The sequence below is a fragment of the Streptomyces sp. NPDC039423 genome, from assembly GCF_055598725.1.
The window spans coordinates 35040-52983 of sequence record NZ_JBVKAH010000002.1 but is presented as its reverse complement, the minus strand read 5'-3'; the positions used below and the strand labels follow the sequence as shown (position 1 = coordinate 52983).

17 protein-coding genes are annotated in these 17944 nt (G+C 72.5%); 6 read left to right on the top strand and 11 right to left on the bottom strand.

Annotated features, from left to right (window positions below; translation table 11 throughout):
* Positions 1–74 precede the first annotated feature (74 nt).
* Entirely contained in the window at positions 75–650 is a 576-nt protein-coding gene (locus tag ACZ7LK_RS06135; RefSeq protein ID WP_471139545.1) for a rhomboid family intramembrane serine protease, read from the top strand.
* On the opposite strand, the gene mqnP is transcribed toward ACZ7LK_RS06135, so the two are convergent.
* Genes mqnP through ACZ7LK_RS06120 form a run of 3 tightly spaced genes read right to left on the bottom strand, consistent with a single transcriptional unit; the run spans position 640 to position 3478 of the window.
* Positions 640–1560: a menaquinone biosynthesis prenyltransferase MqnP gene (mqnP, locus tag ACZ7LK_RS06130; protein WP_392272699.1), complete on the bottom strand. Its 921-nt coding sequence runs from the start codon at positions 1558–1560 to the stop codon at positions 640–642. The genes ACZ7LK_RS06135 and mqnP overlap by 11 nt on opposite strands.
* Positions 1560–2030 carry a hypothetical protein gene (locus tag ACZ7LK_RS06125; RefSeq protein ID WP_392272612.1) on the bottom strand — a complete coding sequence of 157 codons (471 nt, stop codon included), beginning with the start codon at positions 2028–2030 and terminating at the stop codon, positions 1560–1562. Before ACZ7LK_RS06125 ends, mqnP begins: the two co-directional genes overlap by 1 nt.
* Positions 2027–3478: a menaquinone biosynthesis decarboxylase gene (locus ACZ7LK_RS06120; RefSeq protein WP_392272613.1), complete on the bottom strand. Its 1452-nt coding sequence runs from the start codon at positions 3476–3478 to the stop codon at positions 2027–2029. Before ACZ7LK_RS06120 ends, ACZ7LK_RS06125 begins: the two co-directional genes overlap by 4 nt.
* 89 nt (positions 3479–3567) lie before the next feature.
* Here ACZ7LK_RS06120 and ACZ7LK_RS06115 point away from each other — a divergent pair, with 89 nt between their 5' ends.
* The 4 genes from ACZ7LK_RS06115 (at position 3568) to ACZ7LK_RS06100 (ending at position 8689) form a co-directional block, all read left to right on the top strand.
* Positions 3568–3999, top strand: coding sequence for a PLD nuclease N-terminal domain-containing protein (locus ACZ7LK_RS06115; protein WP_469464074.1), 432 nt, complete (start codon positions 3568–3570; stop codon positions 3997–3999).
* Positions 4000–4044: 45 nt separating this feature from the next.
* The gene (locus ACZ7LK_RS06110) at positions 4045–4998 is read left to right on the top strand and encodes an isopenicillin N synthase family dioxygenase (RefSeq protein WP_392272615.1); all 954 of its coding nucleotides are present in this window, start codon (positions 4045–4047) and stop codon (positions 4996–4998) included.
* Between the two features lie 69 nt (positions 4999–5067).
* Complete coding sequence (locus ACZ7LK_RS06105; protein ID WP_471138682.1) at positions 5068–7140, top strand: hypothetical protein; 2073 nt, start codon at positions 5068–5070, stop codon at positions 7138–7140.
* 1 nt (position 7141) lies between these two features.
* Complete coding sequence (locus ACZ7LK_RS06100; protein WP_392272617.1) at positions 7142–8689, top strand: type 1 periplasmic-binding domain-containing protein; 1548 nt, start codon at positions 7142–7144, stop codon at positions 8687–8689.
* Positions 8690–8719: 30 nt separating this feature from the next.
* Here the strand turns inward: ACZ7LK_RS06100 and ACZ7LK_RS06095 are convergent, their stop codons facing one another.
* The 8 genes from ACZ7LK_RS06095 to hemL all read right to left on the bottom strand — a co-directional run bounded on the left by ACZ7LK_RS06095 (position 8720) and on the right by hemL (position 17008).
* Entirely contained in the window at positions 8720–9238 is a 519-nt protein-coding gene (locus ACZ7LK_RS06095; RefSeq protein ID WP_471138680.1) for an SRPBCC family protein, read from the bottom strand.
* Positions 9239–9303: 65 nt separating this feature from the next.
* On the bottom strand, positions 9304–10380 hold the full coding sequence (ccsB, locus tag ACZ7LK_RS06090; RefSeq protein WP_471138678.1) for a c-type cytochrome biogenesis protein CcsB: 1077 nt from the start codon (positions 10378–10380) through the stop codon (positions 9304–9306).
* Positions 10377–12056, bottom strand: a complete 1680-nt coding sequence (gene resB, locus ACZ7LK_RS06085; RefSeq protein ID WP_471138676.1) for a cytochrome c biogenesis protein ResB — start codon at positions 12054–12056, stop codon at positions 10377–10379. The genes ccsB and resB overlap by 4 nt, the downstream gene beginning before the upstream one ends.
* A gap of 4 nt (positions 12057–12060) precedes the next feature.
* Positions 12061–12801 carry a cytochrome c biogenesis CcdA family protein gene (locus ACZ7LK_RS06080; protein ID WP_392272621.1) on the bottom strand — a complete coding sequence of 247 codons (741 nt, stop codon included), beginning with the start codon at positions 12799–12801 and terminating at the stop codon, positions 12061–12063.
* A 3-nt stretch (positions 12802–12804) separates the two neighbouring features.
* Complete coding sequence (locus ACZ7LK_RS06075; RefSeq protein WP_392272622.1) at positions 12805–13422, bottom strand: TlpA family protein disulfide reductase; 618 nt, start codon at positions 13420–13422, stop codon at positions 12805–12807.
* 67 nt (positions 13423–13489) lie between these two features.
* Positions 13490–14734: a polysaccharide deacetylase family protein gene (locus ACZ7LK_RS06070; RefSeq protein WP_392272623.1), complete on the bottom strand. Its 1245-nt coding sequence runs from the start codon at positions 14732–14734 to the stop codon at positions 13490–13492.
* Positions 14735–15020: 286 nt separating this feature from the next.
* Positions 15021–15704, bottom strand: a complete 684-nt coding sequence (locus ACZ7LK_RS06065) for a histidine phosphatase family protein (RefSeq protein WP_392272624.1) — start codon at positions 15702–15704, stop codon at positions 15021–15023.
* Positions 15701–17008 carry a glutamate-1-semialdehyde 2,1-aminomutase gene (gene hemL / locus ACZ7LK_RS06060; protein WP_392272625.1) on the bottom strand — a complete coding sequence of 436 codons (1308 nt, stop codon included), beginning with the start codon at positions 17006–17008 and terminating at the stop codon, positions 15701–15703. Before hemL ends, ACZ7LK_RS06065 begins: the two co-directional genes overlap by 4 nt.
* Before the next feature lie 301 nt (positions 17009–17309).
* On the opposite strand from hemL, the gene ACZ7LK_RS06055 reads away from it, so the two are divergent.
* Positions 17310–17891 (top strand): hypothetical protein, encoded by a 582-nt coding sequence (locus ACZ7LK_RS06055; protein ID WP_392272626.1) that lies wholly within the window; start codon positions 17310–17312, stop codon positions 17889–17891.
* The last annotated feature ends 53 nt before the right edge of the window (positions 17892–17944 follow it).

The following is a 17944-nucleotide window of genomic DNA, read 5'->3' as shown; positions in this document are numbered from 1 at the left end:
GGGCCGCCATGGCGAGGACGACGAGGGGCGGCGCCACCGCCCGCACCGGAGCCGGCGGGACCGCGGCCGGCCGGATGACGGCGGCCGCCGCGCTGATGGGCGCCTGGGTGGCGCTGCTGTGGCTGCTGGAGGCCGTCGACCTGCTGAGCGGCCACGCCCTCGACACCTACGGCATCTCCCCCCGGGAGGCCGGCGAACTGCGCGACCTCGTCCCGGCGGCGTTCCTGCACTTCGGCGCCGGGCATCTGGCGGCCAACACCGTGCCCCTGCTGGTCCTCGGCTTCCTCGCCGCGCTCGGCGGCATCCGGCGCTTCCTGGCCGTCGCGGCGCTGATCGTGGTCCTCGACGGCCTGGGGGTGTGGCTGGTGTCGCCCGCGCACAGCGTCACGGCGGGCGCGTCCGGCCTGGTCTTCGGCCTCTTCGGCTACCTGGCGGCACGCGGCTTCGTGGACCGCAGGCCGCTGGACGTCGCCGTCGGCCTGCTGGTCGGCGCCGTCTGGGGCGGCACGGTCCTGCTGGGCGTGTCCCCCGCGCAGTCGGGCGTGAGCTGGCAGGGCCACCTGTTCGGGCTGCTCGCCGGCGTGGCCGCGGCCTTCGTCTTCCGCCGCCGCCGTCCGTCCGCGGACAGGGCGGCCGCCGTCACGGGGTGAGGCCGCGCACCACCAGGTCGGCCAGCGCGCACACGAACAACGCCACGCCGATGAAGCCGTTGGTGGTGAAGAACGCCCGGTTCAGGCGCGACAGGTCGTGCGGGCGCACGATCGTGTGCTCGTAGACGAACGCGGCGGCGACGACCACCAGGCCGGCCCAGAAGAACAGCCCGGCGCCGGTGGCCAGCGCGTACCAGACGAGGAGGCCGGTGGTGACGACGTGCGCGGCGCGGGCCCCGTGCAGCGCCGCCGGGATGCCGAAGCGGGCCGGCACGGACTTCACCCCGTGCGCGCGGTCGGCCCGGACGTCCTGGCAGGCGAAGATCAGGTCGAAGCCGCCGATCCAGACGCCCACCGCCAGGCCCAGCACCACCGCGTCCCACGACCAGGCGCCGGTGACCGCGATCCACGCGCCGACCGGGCCCATCGCCTGCGCCAGCCCCAGGATCGCGTGCGGGAAGTTCGTGAACCGCTTCCCGTACGGATAGACCACCATCGGGACGACGGCGACCGGCGCGAGCGCCAGGCACAGCGGGTTCAGCAGCGCGGCCGCGCCAAGGAAGGCCGCCAGCGCCACCAGCGCCCCGGTCCAGGCCGAGCGGACCGACACCGCCCCGGTGACCAGCTCCCGGCCGGCCGTGCGCGGGTTCCGGGCGTCGATCTCCCGGTCGATGATCCGGTTGCACGCCATCGCGAAGGTGCGCAGCCCCACCATCGCGACCGTGACCAGCAGCAGCTCCACCCAGTGGACGGTCCGGTCCTCCTGGTACATCGCGGTGAGCGAGGCGATGTACGCGAAGGGCAGCGCGAAGACCGAGTGCTCGATGAGCACCAGCCGCAGGAAGGCCTTCACCTTCCCGCCCGGCCGCGGCGCCGGGCCGGAATCCACCACCCCGTCGGCGGTCGTCATCATGCGAGGCTCCCGAGGAACGCGTCGATGTCGGCCAGCAGGCCGGCGACGGGCACCGGGCCCGTCTCCACCGTCCAGGTCGTGCCGGGGTCGTCCGGCGGGGTGACACGGGCCGTGAAGGCGTACGCGTCCGCGCCCGCCGGGCGGGCGTCCAGGACCAGCACGGCGCCGCCGTCGACGGTGAACGGCCCGGACGCCGCCGCCAGCCCGTCGCGCAGCCGCTCGGCGAAATGGGCGGGCTCCACGTCGCGCACACCGGGCAGCTCGAAGCCGTCGCCCTCACCGCCGGTCTCGGTCATGACCGCCCAGAGGTCCCCGGGGCCGGCGAACTCCTCCGGGGTCACGCCCGCCTCGGCGGCGGCCGCCCGCACCCCCGGCTGGTCCGGGTCGAGCTCCGGGCGCACCAGCGCGACGTAGTCGGTGTCGGTGCCGATGAAGAGGGCCGGGCCGCCCACGGCGATGGGGCTCACAGGCCGTACTCCTTCCAGCGGCGGTCCACCAGGGCCGCCGTCGCGGGGTCGGACTCGACCATGTCCGGCCAGCCGCCGTCGCGGGTGTAGCCCTCCTCGGGCCACTTGCGGGTGGCGTCGATGCCCGCCTTGCCGCCCCAGAACTGCTGGTACGACGCGTGGTCCAGGTGGTCGACCGGGCCCTCGACGACCGTCAGGTCGCGGGCGTAGTCGGTGTTGCCCAGCGCCCGCCAGGACACCTCGTGCAGGTTGCGGACGTCGCAGTCGGCGTCGACGATCACGATCAGCTTGGTCAGCGACATCATGTGCGCGCCCCAGATGGCGTGCATGACCTTCTGGGCGTGCTTGGGGTACTTCTTGTCGATCGAGACGATCGCGCAGTTGTGGAAGCCGCCCGACTCCGGCAGGTGGTAGTCCACGATGTCCGGCACGATGATCTTGAGCAGGGGCAGGAAGAAGCGTTCCGTCGCCCGGCCCAGCGGACCGTCCTCGGTCGGCGGGCGGCCCACCACGATCGACTGGAGCAGCGGCCGCCGCCGCATCGTCACGCAGTCGATGGTCAGCGCCGGGAACGGCTCCTGCGGGGTGTAGAAGCCCGTGTGGTCGCCGAACGGCCCCTCGGGCAGCATCTCGCCCGGCTCCAGCCAGCCCTCCAGCACCACCTCGGCCTGCGCCGGGACCTGGAGCGGCACGGTCTTGCAGTCGACCATCTCGATCCGCTTGCCCTGGAGGAAGCCCGCGAACAGGTACTCGTCGATGTCCTCCGGCAGCGGTGCCGTGGAGGCGTACGTCACGGCCGGCGGCGCTCCGAAGGCGATCGCGACCGGCAGCCGCTCCCCGCGCCGGGCGGCGACCTGGTAGTGGTTGCGGCTGTCCTTGTGGATCTGCCAGTGCATGCCGATGGTGCGCCGGTCGTGGCGCTGGAGCCGGTACAGACCGAGGTTGCGGATGCCGTTCTCGGGGTGCCGGGTGTGGGTGAGCCCCAGGTTGAAGAACGAGCCGCCGTCCTTGGGCCAGGTGAAGAGGGCCGGGAGCTGCTCCAGGTCCACGTCGTCGCCGGTGAGGACGACCTCCTGCACCGGGGCGTCCTTCACCTTCTTCGGCGGTACGTGGGTCATCGCGCCCAGCTTGCCGAACGCCTCCCGCACCCCCACGAAGCCGTGCGGCAGCTCGGGCTTCAGCAGCCCGCCCACCTTGGCGCCGATCTCGTCGTACGACCGCAGCCCCAGGGCCTTCAGCAGCCGCCGGTCCGTACCGAAGACGTTCATCGCCAGCGGCATCGACGACCCGCGCACGTTCTCGAAGAGGAGCGCCGGTCCGCCGGACTTCTGGACCCGGTCGACGATCTCCCCGACCTCCAGATACGGGTCGACTTCGGCCTTGATGCGCTTGAGGTCGCCTTCGCGCTCCAGCGCCCTGAGCAGCGAGCGGAGATCGTCGTGAGCCATGGGGCCCAGTATCGGCCACCGGCTAGGCTGGAGCTGTCACCGGGGCGGGCGAAACGCGCTCCGCCGCTGCTTCCAGGGGGCTGTCCCACATGCTCAGGGCACTGCTGTACATCCTGCCGCTGGCGCTGACGATCTTCGCCTTCATCGACTGCCTGAACACCCCCGAGGACGAGACCCGGCACCTGCCGAAGGTCGCCTGGATCTTCATCATCCTGCTCTTCTGGATCGTCGGCCCGATCGTCTGGCTGGCCGCCGGCAAGCTGCGCCACGCCCCGGCCGGTGGCCGTCCCTCGCCCTTCTCGACGGGCCGCGCACCGCGCACCGAGTGGGTCGCGCCCGACGACAACCCCGAGTTCCTGAAGTCGCTGCGCGCGGAGAACGAGAAGGACGAGGCGCTGCTCAAGGACTGGGAGGCCGACCTGCGCCGCCGCGAGGAGGAGCTCAAGGACCGCGAGGACCTCAAGGACGGCGAGCGGGACGAGCAGCAGGACGGCGGGGACAAGGGTCCCGAGAAGTCCTGACCCCGCCTCCGCTCCGGCGGGCCCCGGGCGGGGAAGAGTACCGCCATGGACCTCGACCGGCGGGCCACCCCGCCCGACCCCACGATCCCCGTCGTCGACCTGGCGTCCTGGCTGTCGGGTGACCGCGCCGCCCGCGCCGCGACCGCGCGTACCGTGGACCGGGCGCTGCGCGCCGCCGGGTTCCTGCTGGTGACCGGACACGGAGTGGAGCCGGAACTGCGGGCGGCGGTCCGGCGCGAGGCGCGGCGGTTCTTCCACCTGGACGCGCGGCTGAAGCGGCGGTACGCCGTGAAGGTCGGCGGACGCGGGTGGCTCGGCCCGGGCGCGGAGGCCAACGCGTCCGCGGAGGGGGCGGCCGGCCCGCCGGACCTGAAGGAGTCGCTGTCGTTCGCCGCCGACGAGCCGTCCGGCGACCCGGCGGTGGACGCGGAGTGGTTCCTGCCCAACACCTGGCCGGCCGAGGTGCCGGGACTGCGGCCGGCGGCCGAGGAGTACCTGGCGCGGATGCGGGAGCTGTCGGACCGGCTGCTGGAGCTGCTGGGCACGGCCCTGGGCGAGGACGAGGACTTCTTCACGCGGCACACCGCCCGGCCGACCTGGGGTTTCAACATCAACTGGTACCCGGGGCGGGACGTGCTGGGCGATCCGGAGCCGGGCCAGTTCCGCATCGGGGCGCACACCGACTTCGGGACGGTGACGGTGCTCGACCGGCAGGCCGGGAAGGGCGGGCTCCAGGTGTTCACCGACCGGCGCGGCTGGGAGGACGCCCCGTACGACCCGGACGCCCTCACCATCAACATCGGGGACCTGATGGCCTTCTGGACGGACGGGCGCTGGCGCTCGGGCCGACACCGGGTGCTGCCGCCGCCCGCCGACGTCCCCTCCGAGGAACTGATGTCGCTGGTGTACTTCTACGAGTGCGATCCCGGCACCGACGTCCGGGGCGTCGACTCGCACGCGTACCTGCGCGCGCAGCTTGACGCGATCACGACTGAATGACGGTTCGCCCGACCCCCCACGCAGCCAACGGTTCGAAAGTAACCTTGACTTGACGCTGAGTCACGGGGGGTGGCGGTGGACAGAGAGCTGTACGGCCGCGAGGCGGTCCTGGACGAGTCGGGCCTCGCCGCGCGGCTGACCGGACTCACGCCGTACGGCTTCGCCTCCGCCGGGTACGAGCACGGCGACGACCCGCCCGTGACCGTCTTCACCGGCGGCCGGGGCATGGGCAAGACCGCCCTGCTCAAACAGGTCCGCAACGCCTACCGGGGCGGCACCCCGCTCGCGCTGCTGGACTGCGCGCACATCGAGCCGCCGCTCGACCACGGGCCCGGCTGGAACCCGCTGACCGGCGCCCTCGCCGAGCTGGCCGTGCAACTGTCGCCGAGGATCCACTCGGCGCGCCCGGTGGAGTTCCCGCGCCTCGCCCTGGGCCTGGCCGCCGTCGCGGTCACCGGCTGGTCACAGGACGACGACGACCGGGCCCGGCGCGACCTCCAGCGCCTCGGGCCGGTCCTCGCCACCGTCGACGAGGCCAAGGGCGCGGCCGGTACGTGGGTCTCCAAGGTGCTGGCCAAACTGGCCGCGACGGCCGCCGAGACGACCGCGCCGGTGGCCGGACTGCTCGCCGAGGCCACGGTGGAGACCGTCCTGGAGGAGGTGTTCGGCCGCTACCAGCGCAAGTCCAAGGCCTGGTACGGCATGTACCGCAACGCGGGCGGGCGCGGTGAACTGGGCCTGCACCAGCTCGCCGTCGACTTCGAGCTGGGCGGACGGCGCCGGGAGGAGGCCGAGGGGTTCCTGGTCGGCGCGCTCGTGGAGGACGTGCGCCGCGCCTACACGGGCCTCACCCGGCGCGGGACCCGGCGCGGCCGGCCGCTCGTCCTGCTGGACAACGCCCACCTGCCGCTGGGCCGGCGGCTGATCGAGCCGATCCTGCGGGACCGCAGCGCGGGGCGCCGCGACCAGCTCGTGCTCGTCGCCTCGTCCCGGGAGCGCGACCACGAGGGGCTGCGGCGGGCGACCCGCGCCCGGTTGCCGGAGGTCGCGCACCGGGCGCCCTGCCCCCGGGGCCCGGACATCACCTCGGGCATCCTCGCCGTGGAGCTCACCCCGCTGAGCGCCGCGCACGCGCGGGCGGTGTTCGACCGGTATGACCTGGCGGGCCGCGCGCCGGCCGACCTGTCGCGGGCGGTCCACCGGCTGACGGCCGGACGGCCGCTGGGCGTGGCGCTGCTCGGGCGGGCGGCGGGCGAGGTGCCGGCGGCCGGGCGCGGGGCGCTCACGCCGGGCGCGCTGCTGGACCTGACGGTGGAGCTGCGCGAGGACGCCCCCGCCGTCCCGGTCGCCGACACCCTGCTGGGCGAGCTGCTGCCGCCCGGGCTGCGCCCGGACGCCGCCGCCGTGCTGGCCGCCGCCCACGACGAGGAGTCGGCCCGCGTGCTGGCCCGCACCCGGCTGCGCGGGGCGTCGGTGGAGGGCGACATGGCGCTGCTGGTGCGCGACGCGCTGCGGGCGGACGGCTGGCCCGAGGGCGGCGGGCACTTCGTCGCCGACCCGCTGCTGCGGGCCCTGCTGCTGCACCGGCTGCGCTTCCACGACGACGACGCGCCCGCGTACGCCGCCTGGCGCGCCGTCCACGAGACGCTGCACCGCCACCACGGCCCCGGGCCCACCCCGTACCGGCTCCGCCAGGAGCTGGCGCTCGGCCGGACCGAGGAGGCGGTCACCACGCTGCGGCTGGAGTTCCCCGGCCCGGACGTGCTGGGCTGGCTGGCCCGGCTGCGGCTGATCGCCTCCGCCCCGTACCCCCGGGAGAAGGGGCGCACCGGGCCCGACCCGCGCCGGGCGACGGCGCTGGGCGAGGACCCGGGCGGCCCGCTGCCGGAGGGCCTGGACGCCGACGGGACGGCACTGCACCTGGGGCTGCGGCGGCTGCTGCACGCGGTGTGGCTGCTGACCGACCCGCTGGCGCTGCCCGACGACGACGTGATCGACAAGCTGGTGCACGAGCTGCGCCAGTTGTCCGGCCGGCACCTGACCGGCACCAGCACGCTGTGGGACGCGGCCACCCACTGGCCGAAGGACATCCGTGCCTGGCGGAGCCCCACGGTTCCGCCGGGGCGGGAGGACGGAGTCTGACGTGCCCCATCCACTGCGCTACCGGGTCTTCTACACCACCCGGCAGAAGATCGTCACCAGTGCGCTGGTGCTCGCGCTGCTCACCTGGGGCACCGTCTGGGCCGTCGGCCGGCTGACCACCCCGGAGGACCGCTCCTGCGCCCCGGGGGTCGCCCGCCCGGCGGGCAGTGACGAGTGCGTCGGCGTCTCCGGCGACGGCTTCGACTTCGGGGTGGCGTCCCTGCGGGACGTCTCCCGGGCCATCGCCCGGGAGAACGCGGGCCTGAAGGCGGGCGAGTACGCCACGGTGGCGCTGCTGCTGCCGCTGACCTCCACCAGCCCGGGGATGAGGATCAAGGTCCTGCACGAGGTGCAGGGCGCCTTCGCCCAGCAATACGAGGCCAACAACGAGTCCAACAACCAGGTCCCCAAGATCCGGCTGGTCCTGGCCAACACCGGCAACGGCAACGCCCACTGGCGCACCACCGTCGCCGCCCTGAAGGGCATGACCGGCGCGCCCCACCACCTGCGGGCGGTGTCCGGCATAGCGACCAGCAGCACCCCCGTCCGGCAGGCGGTGGCCGAGCTGACCGCCGCGGACATCGCGGTGGTGGGCACCACCATCACCGCCGACGACCTGACCAACGGCCCCCGCCGGAAGCCGTTCCCGGGGCTCGCGCGGGTGTCCCCCACCAACAGCGACGAGGCGGACGCCCTCGCCCACTTCGGCCGGGTGGAGGCGGCGAAGGCGATCCTGGTGCACGACGCCCGGGACGGCGACCACTACACGGACACCCTGAAGGGCGCCTTCTCGAAGCTGCTGGCGAAGTCGCCGTACCAGCCGCAGCTCTTCACCTCGCCCGAGGACCCGAACGACGAGGGCACCACCGCCAACACCTTCCAGCAGATCGCCCATCTGCTGTGCACCACCCGCGCCGACACCGTGTTCTTCGCCGGGCGCCACACCCAGCTACGGCAGTTCATCAACGCGCTGGGGTCACGCGGCTGCACGCACCGGAAGTTCACGGTGCTGACCGGTGACGAGGGCTCGTACCTGGGCGCCGACGGGGAGCTCGACCGCGGCGCGCTGGGCGCCGGCCTGACCGTCCGCTACGCGGCCCTGGCACACCCCGACGCATGGCTTCCGCCCCGTGGCGGGAAGGCCCCCACGCCGGGCGGCTCGGCGGAGGCGTACGCGCGGTTCCGCGCGATGACGGAGGCGGTGTCGGGTCCGGAGGCGGGCCCCGTCGGGCAGGTCGAGCTCTCGGACGGGCAGGCGATCATCGCGTACGACGCGATGACGGTCGCCGTGCAGGCCGTCCGGCGGGCCACGGTGCAGGGCAAGCGGCTGCCGGCCCTGAAGGACGTGGGGCTCCAGTGGCCCCAGATGACCGGGGACCTGGGGGTACGGGGCGCGAGCGGCTGGATCTGCCTGGACAACCACGGCAACCCGTACAACAAGGCGGTCCCGGTGGTGGAGCTCACCCGCGACAAGCCCCGGTTCGTCGCCATCGCCTGGCCGGACGGCCGGCCGCCGGCCGCCGACTGCATGCCCCCGCGCACCCCGTAGCGTCCGGGCCCCTCGGCCCCGGTGCACGCCCTACGTGGCGTCGAAGTCGCGGGCCTCGTACTGGTCCCGCAGCTCCTGCCAGCGGTCGCGGGACCAGGCGGGCCAGGAGGCCGGGTGGCCGTCCAGGGAGTCGGCGAGGTACAGGAAGTGGTCGTGCCAGCCGGCCAGGCGGTCCAGCCGGAAGTCGTCCGTCCCGCGCAGCTCGCCGGTGAACCGCAGCGCGGTCCCGCCGCGTCCGCCGCCCGGATCCAGGTGGAACCGCATCCGCCCGTACACCTCCACGGTGTACTCGACGATCCGCTCCGGGTCCCAGGCGGTGACCGTCCCCGACACCTCGGTCGCCGGCTCCGTGGTGAGCCAGCGCAGCGTGACGTCGCCGCCGAGCCGGCACTGGAGGATCTCGGCCTCGGCGAGCCAGCCCCGCAGGCCGCCGGGGGTGGTCAGGGCGAGCCAGACCCGTTCGGCGGGGTGGGGCAGGGGGACCACGAACCGCAGGGTGTGGGTGTCGCCGTGGCTGTCGCTGATGCCGGGAGGGATCTGATCGGCCATGCATCCAGCGTCGCGCGGTCCCCTGCCCGGCGCTACCTCAGGCGCCGGGCACCGGCGAGCGCGCCTCAGACTCCCGCGTAGGAGTGCAGGCTGTTCACGAAGATGTTGACCCCGTAGTAGTTGAAGAGCCAGCAGGCGAAGGCGATCAGCGCCACGTACGCCGCCTTGCGGCCCTTCCAGCCGGCCGTCGCCCGGGCGTGCAGGTACGCCGCGTAGGCGACCCAGGTGATGAACGACCAGACCTCCTTGGCGTCCCAGCCCCAGTAGCGGCCCCACGCGTCACCGGCCCAGATGGCACCGGCGATGATCGTGAAGGTCCACAGCGGGAAGACCGCCGCGTTCACCCGGTAGGCGAACTTGTCCAGGGTCGCCGCGGCCGGCAGCCGCTCCAGCACCGAGCGGGCGAAGCCGCTCGGCGTGCCGCCGGACGCGACCTTGTTCTCGTACGCGTCCCGGAAGAGGTACAGCAGCGTGGCGACCGCGCCCAGGTAGAACACGGCGCCGCAGAAGATCGCGGTGGAGACGTGGATCCACAGCCAGTACGAGTGCAGGGCCGGCACGAGCTGGTCGCTCTCGGTGTACAGCCAGGTGGTGGCGACGCCCAGGTCCAGCAGGACGGTGGTGACCAGGAGCAGGCCCATCCAGCGGACGCTGCGGCCGGCCGCCAGGAAGGCCAGGTACGCGCCGACCGCCACCGTGGAGAAGGTCAGGGAGAACTCGTACATGTTGCCCCAGGGGGCCCGCTGCACGGACAGCGCCCGGGCGACCACGCCCGCGGCCTCCACCAGGAAGGCCAGGGTGGTCAGCGAGACGGCGATGCGCCCGTACAGGTCGCCCTTCTCGTCCCCGCCGGCCGCGCCGGGCCCGTCCGGCACGTCCCGCGCGCCGGACGCGGAGCGGGTGACGACCCGCGGCCGGTCCAGCACGGCGGTGCCCCCGCCCTGCCCCGCCGTCCGCACCCGGACCCCCGGTGCCGCCGGGGTGGTCAGGGCCGCCGCCGTCCGGCCGACCTTGCTGCGGCTGCCGAGGACCCACTCGGCGATATGCGCGAGGAAGGCCAGCGTGTAGACGGCCATGGACGAGTAGACGAGCACGTTGCTCGTCTGCGCCAGGCTCTCGTTGGTCGCGGCGGCGAGATTCACTTCTCAGCCCTTTCATCGGCTTCGTCGGCCTCGGGCGCGGTCGGCGCCACGGAGTGGAGCACGGCCGCGAGGTCGGCCAGTTCCTCAGGGAGCTTCGCGGACTCGCTCCGCCCCAGCCCCGCCATCTCGACGACGGTCAGCCCCCCGGTGGAGGCGTCCCCTCGTACGGCACGCACCCAGACCCGGCGGCGCTGGATGAACAGCGACCCGGCGAGTCCGGCGATCGCGGCGACGGCACCACCGAGGGCGAGGCCGTTGCCCGGCTGCTGGGAGATCTTGAAGCTGGCCCACTCCTTGATCTCCTTCTCGAAGGTGATCGAGCCCGCCCCGTCCGGCAGCTTCATCGTTTCGCCCGGCAGCAGCGTCTGCTTGAGGATGTCGCCGTTCGGTCCCTTGAAGGGCTTCATCTTGCTGGTGTCGAGCTGGTACACGTTCTGCGGCAGCCCGCCGTCCACGCGCAGGTCGCCGTGGTAGGCGCTGAGGTTCAGCGCGGGGAAGGCCAGTCCGGGGAACTTGCTGAACATCATCCCGCTGCCCTTGCCCGCGTAGGTCGGCACGAAGAAGGCCGGGAAGCCGAGCTGCACCTTCTTGCCGGTGCTGTCGCGGTAGCCGTCCATCACCTTGATCACACCGGTGGAGGTGATGTTGTTGTCGATCGGCAGCAGCGGCACGGCGCCCTTGAAGACGACGGCGCCCTTGCCGTCCTTGACGGTGACGACGGGCGCGTACCCGTGGGAGATCAGGTAGACCTTGGAGCCGCCGACCTCCAGCGGCTCGTTGACCCGGATGACGCTCCGCTTCCGGTCGCCGCCGTTCTCGGAGTACGTGACGTCCGCCTCGAAGGTGCGGGGCGTGCCGCGCTGCGGCCCGCCGGTCTCGTACGTGCCGGTGAACTGGTTCATCCGGAAGCTGAAGGGCGCCAGCTCGTCGGTGGAGAACAGCGACCCGGACGAGAAGTCGTCGTACTGGGTGAGCGTGTTGGCGAAGCCCCCGCCCTCGATGATCAGCTTGCCGCCCTCGGACTTGAACAACTGGCCCGCGGCGAACGCCACCAGCATCACGATCAGCGAGACGTGGAAGAGCAGGTTGCCGACCTCGCGCAGGTACCCCTTCTCGGCGGCGACGGCGTCGCCCGTCCCATGGGCCCGGAAGCGCCGCTTCCTGAGCATGCCGAGCGCCGCCTCGCGCACCTCCTCGGGCGTGGCCTCGGTGCGCCAGGTGGCGTACGCGGGCAGCCGGGTCAGCCGCTTGGGCGCGGCCGGCGGGCGGCCGCGGAGCTGGCCGGCGAACTGCCAGGTGCGCGGCACGATGCAGCCGATGAGGGAGACGAACAGCAGGATGTAGATCGCGGAGAACCACACCGAGCTGTAGACGTCGAAGAGCTGGAGCCGGTCGTAGATCGGGGCCAGGACGTCGTGCTGCTCCTTGAAGGAGCGGACCTTCAGGTCGTCCACGCTGTTCTGCGGGATCAGCGAGCCGGGGATCGCGCCCAGCGAGAGCAGGAAGAGCAGGATCAGCGCGACCCGCATGGACGTGAGCTGCCGCCAGAACCAGCGGATCCAGCCGATGGGCCCGAGCGTGGGGCCGCCGCCGTGGGCGGACTCCTCCCTGGGGGCGGTGGAGAGCTGCTCGCCCGCCTCCGCCAGGTCCTGCTCGGTCGTTTCGGTCTTGCTCATGGATCTAGATCCCCACCTGGAAGCCTGCGGACCACCCTTGCATCTCCTGCACCAGGGTGTCCCACGCCCCCGTGAGGAGGAGCAGGCCGGTCAGGATCATCATGCCGCCGCCGATCCGCATCACCCAGGCGTAGTGCCGCTTGACCCAGGAGAACGCGCCGAGCGCCTTGCGGAACGCGACCGCGGCGAGCACGAACGGTACGCCGAGTCCGAGGCAGTACGCGACGGTCAGCAGCGCTCCGCGGCCCGCGCTGGCCTCGTTGGCGGCGAGGGCCTGCACGGACGCGAGCGTCGGTCCGATGCACGGCGTCCAGCCGATGCCGAAGAGCGCGCCCAGCAGCGGCGCCCCGGCCAGCCCGGACACCGGCCGCTTGTGGAGGCGGAACTCGCGCTGGGTGAACCAGGGCATGAGGCCCAGGAAGAAGACGCCCATCAGGACCATCAGGACGCCGAGGACGGTGGTGAGCGTCTCGCGGTGGGCCTGGAGGGTCCAGCCGAAGTAGCCGAACAGGGCGCCGCCGGAGACGAAGACGGCGGAGAAGCCGAGGACGAAGAGGGCGGCCCCGGCGGTCATCCTGCCCCGCCGGGCCTCGGCCAGGTCGGTACCGGTGACGCCGGTCACGTAGGAGAGGTAGCCCGGCACCAGCGGCAGGACGCAGGGGGAGAAGAAGGAGACCAGCCCGCCCAGTACAGCGAGGGGCAGGGCTAGCAGAAGGGCCCCGCTGGAGACCGTCTCGTTGTACATCGGCTAGTTCCCCGAAGCCTTCTCGGCCACCAGGGGGTCGATCATCTTGCGCAGCCGGGTCTCGTCCAGCGCGGTGAGCGAGCGCGCGGCGATCTTCCCGTCGCGGTCGAGGACGACGGTGGAGGGGATGCCCTGGGGGTTGAGGGTGCCCTTCGGGAAGCCGTAGAGCACCAGCTCGCCGTCCGGGTCGTACAGGCTCGGGTATGGGACCTTGTAGTCCTTCTCGAAGGCGAGGGCGGGCTGCTTGTTGTGGTCCCGGGTGTTGATCCCGACGAACTCCACGCCCTTGCCGTCGAGGTCGCCGGCGGCCTTGGCGAAGTGCTTGGCCTCGGCGCGGCAGGGGCCGCACCAGGAGCCCCAGACGTTCAGCACGACGACCTTGCCCTTGAGGTCGGCGACGTCGAGCCGCTCGCCGTCCAGGGTCTCGCCGGCGAGCTTGCCGGGTGCCTTGCGCTCGCCCTTGGCGACGGTGTCGACACCGCCGGTGTTGGTGACGAAGTTGGTGTTGCCGCCACCGCCGGACGTGCCGTTGGAGTCGCCGCTGCACGCGGTCAGCGTGAGCGCGGCCGCCAGGGCGCCGGCGGTGAGCAGGATGCCTCGGGGGGCGCGGCTAAGGCTCATGTGAAAAGTTTCGCATGTACGTTTCGGGGATCTTGCGCGCCCCCCTGCGTGCCCGTAAAGCCCGATGTCAGGCGGGCTTAAGGAAGGCGTTCCAGCCGCCCGCGGGCGATTGGCCGACCTCGAGCGTACGGAGCTTGTCGAGGATCCGCGGGTCCTGGACGTCCAGCCAGTCGGTGAACTGCCGGAACGACACCAGCCGTACGTCCTTCTTGCCGGCCATGCCCTTGAGCGCCTCTTCGACGGCGTCCATGTAGATGCCGCCGTTCCACTGCTCGAAGTGGTTGCCGATGAAGAAGGGCGCGCGATTCGTTTCGTAGGCGCGCTTGAAGCCGGCGAGGTAGGCCTCGGTCGCCTGCTTCTTCCAGCCGGGATAGCGCGACGGCATGCCCTTGGTCGTGTTCTGCGACTGATTGGCGAGGATGTTGTAGTCCATGGACAGGACTTCGAAGGAGTGCCCCGGGAAAGGCATCTGCTGGAGCGGCAGGTCCCAGATACCGCGGCGCTTGACGGGCCACTTCTGGTGTCCGCCGGGCGAGCTGGCGTCGTAGCGCCAGCCGAGCTTCTTGGCGGTGGGCAGCAGATTGTCCTGGCCGAGCAGGCAGGGGGTGCGGGCGCCGACGAGTTCCTTGCGGTAGTCGAAGGGCAGCGGGTCGAGGTCGGTCCAGCCGGTGATGGTCTTCCATTCGGTGACGAATTTCACCGCCTGGTCGATTTCGTTCTGCCAGTCGGCCGGGGTCCACTTCTCGACCGATCCGGAGCCGGCGCAGAAGTGGCCGTTGAAGTGGGTGCCTATCTCGTGCCCGTCGAGCCACGCCTGCCGGACGTACTTCAGCGTCTGCTTGATGTGGTCGTCGGTGAGGTAACCGATGTCGGAGGCGCCGGTGCGGTTGTTCGGCGGGCGGTAGAGCGTCTTCTTCGATTCGGGCAGCAGATAGAGCCCGGAGAGGAAGAAGGTCATCCCCGCGTCATGGTTCTTGGCGAGTTCCAGAAAGCGCGGGAAGAGGCCGTTGCCGACCTCGCCGGCGCCGTCCCACGAGAAGATCACGAACTGCGGCGGGGTCTGTCCCGGCTCCAGGGGAACGGGCTTGTCGGGCTGGTTGGGCTGCTTTCCGGTGTCGGACGTGGAACCGTCGCCTATGAGGCGCCCCTCCACCTTTCCGGGGCCCGGATCGCCCTTGCCGTTCCCGCCGCCCTTACCGGGCCGGCTCCCGGTGTCGTCGGTCCCCCCGGCCGGCCCGCAGCCGGCGACCCCGATCGCGGCCGCGGCCCCGACTCCGGCTCCCAGCAGGCCCCTTCGACTGATCCCGCGCATATCGTCCCCATCCGCGCTCGTTCGTTGCCGGACATACGGTCAAAACCGGCAATGGGTGAGAGGGACGGAGCAAGGGGGCGGTTCCCGGGGTCACCGGATAATCCCCTCCGTGACAAGACCGCTACACCGGACCGCTACAAGGCCCCTTCGGGCGGCCGCGCGCGGACCGCGCGCCCGCCGGGGGCCCTGGGGCTCCCGGCGGGCGCGGGTCCGGCGGGACGGCGGTCCGGCGTCACGGCGGGGACGAGGCGGCGCGGGGGCCGACGCGGGCCGGCCCCGGGCGCGTTCAGGCGCCGAAGGCCTTGGACCCGCCCTTCACCGGCTTGGCCCCGGCGAGCAGGTGCGCCGGGACGAGGTCGCGGGCGGGCTCGCTGTAGCCGACCGAGACGATCTTGTCGCCCCGGTAGGTGAACGTCGTCAGGGACGCCAGCGTGCACTGCCGGCGCCGCGGGTCGTGCCACAGCCGCCGCCGCTCGACGAAGCTGCGGACGATCCAGATCGGGAGCTGGTGGCTGACGCAGACCGCCTCGTGCCCGCGGGCCGCGTCCCGGGCCGCGTTCAGCGCGCCCATCATCCGGACGACCTGGTCGATGTACGGCTCGCCCCAGGACGGCCGGAACGGGTTGGTCAGGTGCCGCCAGTTGGACGGCCGGCGCAGCGCCCCGTCGCCGACCCCGAAGGTCTTGCCCTCGAAGACGTTGCCCGCCTCGATCAGCCGCTCGTCGGTGCCGAGGTCCAGCCCGTGCGCCGCGGCGATGGGCTCGGCGGTCTCCTGCGCGCGCTCCAGCGGCGACGCCACCACGTGCGTGACGTCCCGGCCCGCCAGGTGCTCGGCGACCCGGTCGGCCATCTGCCGGCCCAGCTCGGACAGGTGGTAGCCGGCCCGGCGTCCGTAGAGGACGCCGTCGGGGTTGTGCACCTCGCCGTGGCGCATCAGGTGGACGACGGTGATCTCGTTCCCGGCGCTCATGCGGTCGCCTCCGCGGCGGCACGGGCGGCGGCCGGCAGCGCGGCGGCGATCCGCTCCAGGGCCCGCTCGTCGTGCGCGGTCGACACGAACCAGGACTCGAAGGCGGACGGCGGCAGGTAGACGCCCTGCGCCAGCATGGAGTGGAAGAACGCGGTGAAGCGGAACGCCTCCTGCTTCTTCGCGTCGTCGTAGTCCAGGACCTCGGCGTCGGTGAAGAAGACGGAGAACATGTTGCTCGCCGTCTGGAGGCGGTGCGCCACGCCCTCCTTGGCCAGCGCGGTGGTCACCAGCCCCTGGATCTCGCGCGAGACGGCGTCCACCTTCTCGTACGCGGCGTCGTCCAGCAGCCGGAGCTGCGCGAGGCCGGCGGCGGTGGCGACGGGATTGCCGGAGAGGGTGCCCGCCTGGTAGACGGGGCCGGCCGGGGCCAGGTGCGCCATGACGTCGGCGCGGCCGCCGAACGCGGCGGCCGGGAAGCCGCCGCCCATGACCTTGCCGAAGGTCATCAGGTCGGGCGCGACGCCGTCGACGCCGTACCAGCCGGCCTTCGACGTGCGGAAGCCGGTCATCACCTCGTCGGAGACGTACAGCGCGCCGTTCTCGGCGCACAGGTCCTTCAGCCCCTGGTTGAACCCGTCGCGCGGGGGGACCACGCCCATGTTGCCGGGCGACGCCTCGGTGATCACGCAGGCGATCTCGCCGGGGTGCGCGGCGAAGGCCCGGCGCACGGCGTCGAGGTCGTTGTACGGCAGGACGATCGTGTCGCCGGCCTGGGCGCCGGTGACGCCCGGCGTGTCGGGCAGCCCGAAGGTGGCGACACCGGAGCCGGCGGCGGCGAGCAGCGCGTCCACGTGCCCGTGGTAGCAGCCGGCGAACTTGACCACCTTGGCGCGGCCGGTGAAGCCGCGGGCCAGGCGGATCGCGGACATCGTCGCCTCGGTGCCGGACGACACCAGCCGGACCTGCTCCACCGGGGCGATCCGGGCCACGATCTCCTCGGCGAGCGCCACCTCGCCCTCACCGGGCGTACCGAAGGAGGTGCCGCGGGAGACCGCCTCCTGGACGGCGGCGATCACCTCGGGGTGGGCGTGGCCGAGGATCATCGGCCCCCACGAGCAGACGAGGTCGACGTACTCGCGCCCGTCCGCGTCCTTGAGGTACGGACCCGTACCGGACACCATGAACCGGGGCGTACCGCCCACGGCCCGGAAGGCACGCACGGGAGAGTTCACGCCGCCGGGCGTCACGAGGGACGCGCGGTCGAACAGCGTCTGTGAGACTGGGGCTTCGTATGAATACGGCACGTTGGTCCTGACCTGCGAGAACGAGTTGACGGCAGCAATGCTCGGGCATGGCGGCCGGGCGAGGGAGTGGGCCCTCCTTGAACGGCCCGCCTGTCCGCGACGTTGTTTACGACGAGGCGCCGGACCTCCGTGTCTGCGAAACTGGGGCGTCATAGGGAATGCTCACGGAATCCATGGTGTCAGAGGCCCCGACGTTCTTGCGGACAGGTGTTTCACCACACGTTCGTGGGGGAGGTCACTGTCACGATGATCGGGTTGCGCGGCGGGGGCTGTGCTACCGAAAAAGCAGTCGGGTGGAGATATGCATCGCGGTGGCGGACTGGGCGAGGGGACCGACGACCTGGGTCCTGAGCGTGCCCGGCGGGGGAAGCACCGGCGCGAGCAGGACAGAGCCGCCCTGGGCCCGGTCGGCCCGGTCGGGAGCGGAAGCGGGGGTGGCCGGGGCATGGGGGTGACCTACAAGTACTTCGGCGCGCCCAACGGCGCCACCGCCGCCCGCGTCCCGATCTCGATGCGGCCCGAGGAGCTCGGCGGCGACGAACTGGGCATGGGCGGCATGTTCACCAAGATCAAGCCGGAGACCATAGCCGCCATGGTGCTCACCGGCATCCAGGGGATGCCGCTGCACAAGGTGCCGCCGCTGGAGCTGGTGGTGCTGCACCCCGACTACGCGGTGGTCAAGCTGCCCATGACGGTCGTCGACCCGCTGCGCGGCGTCGGTGAGGAGTCCGTGGGCGCGGCGGCCTTCATCTGGTCGACCGTCCCCGACCGCGGCGGCCCCCGGGACGCCTTCAACGTGTACCAGTTGCTGCACGAGTGGCAGGACTTCTCGGTACGGCTGCACGAGGCCGGGCACCAGCCGTACTGCCTGGTGTGGCCCTGACCCGGATCCCGCCGGGCGACCGGGACGCACCGCCGGAGCCCCGGCGGGGAGCC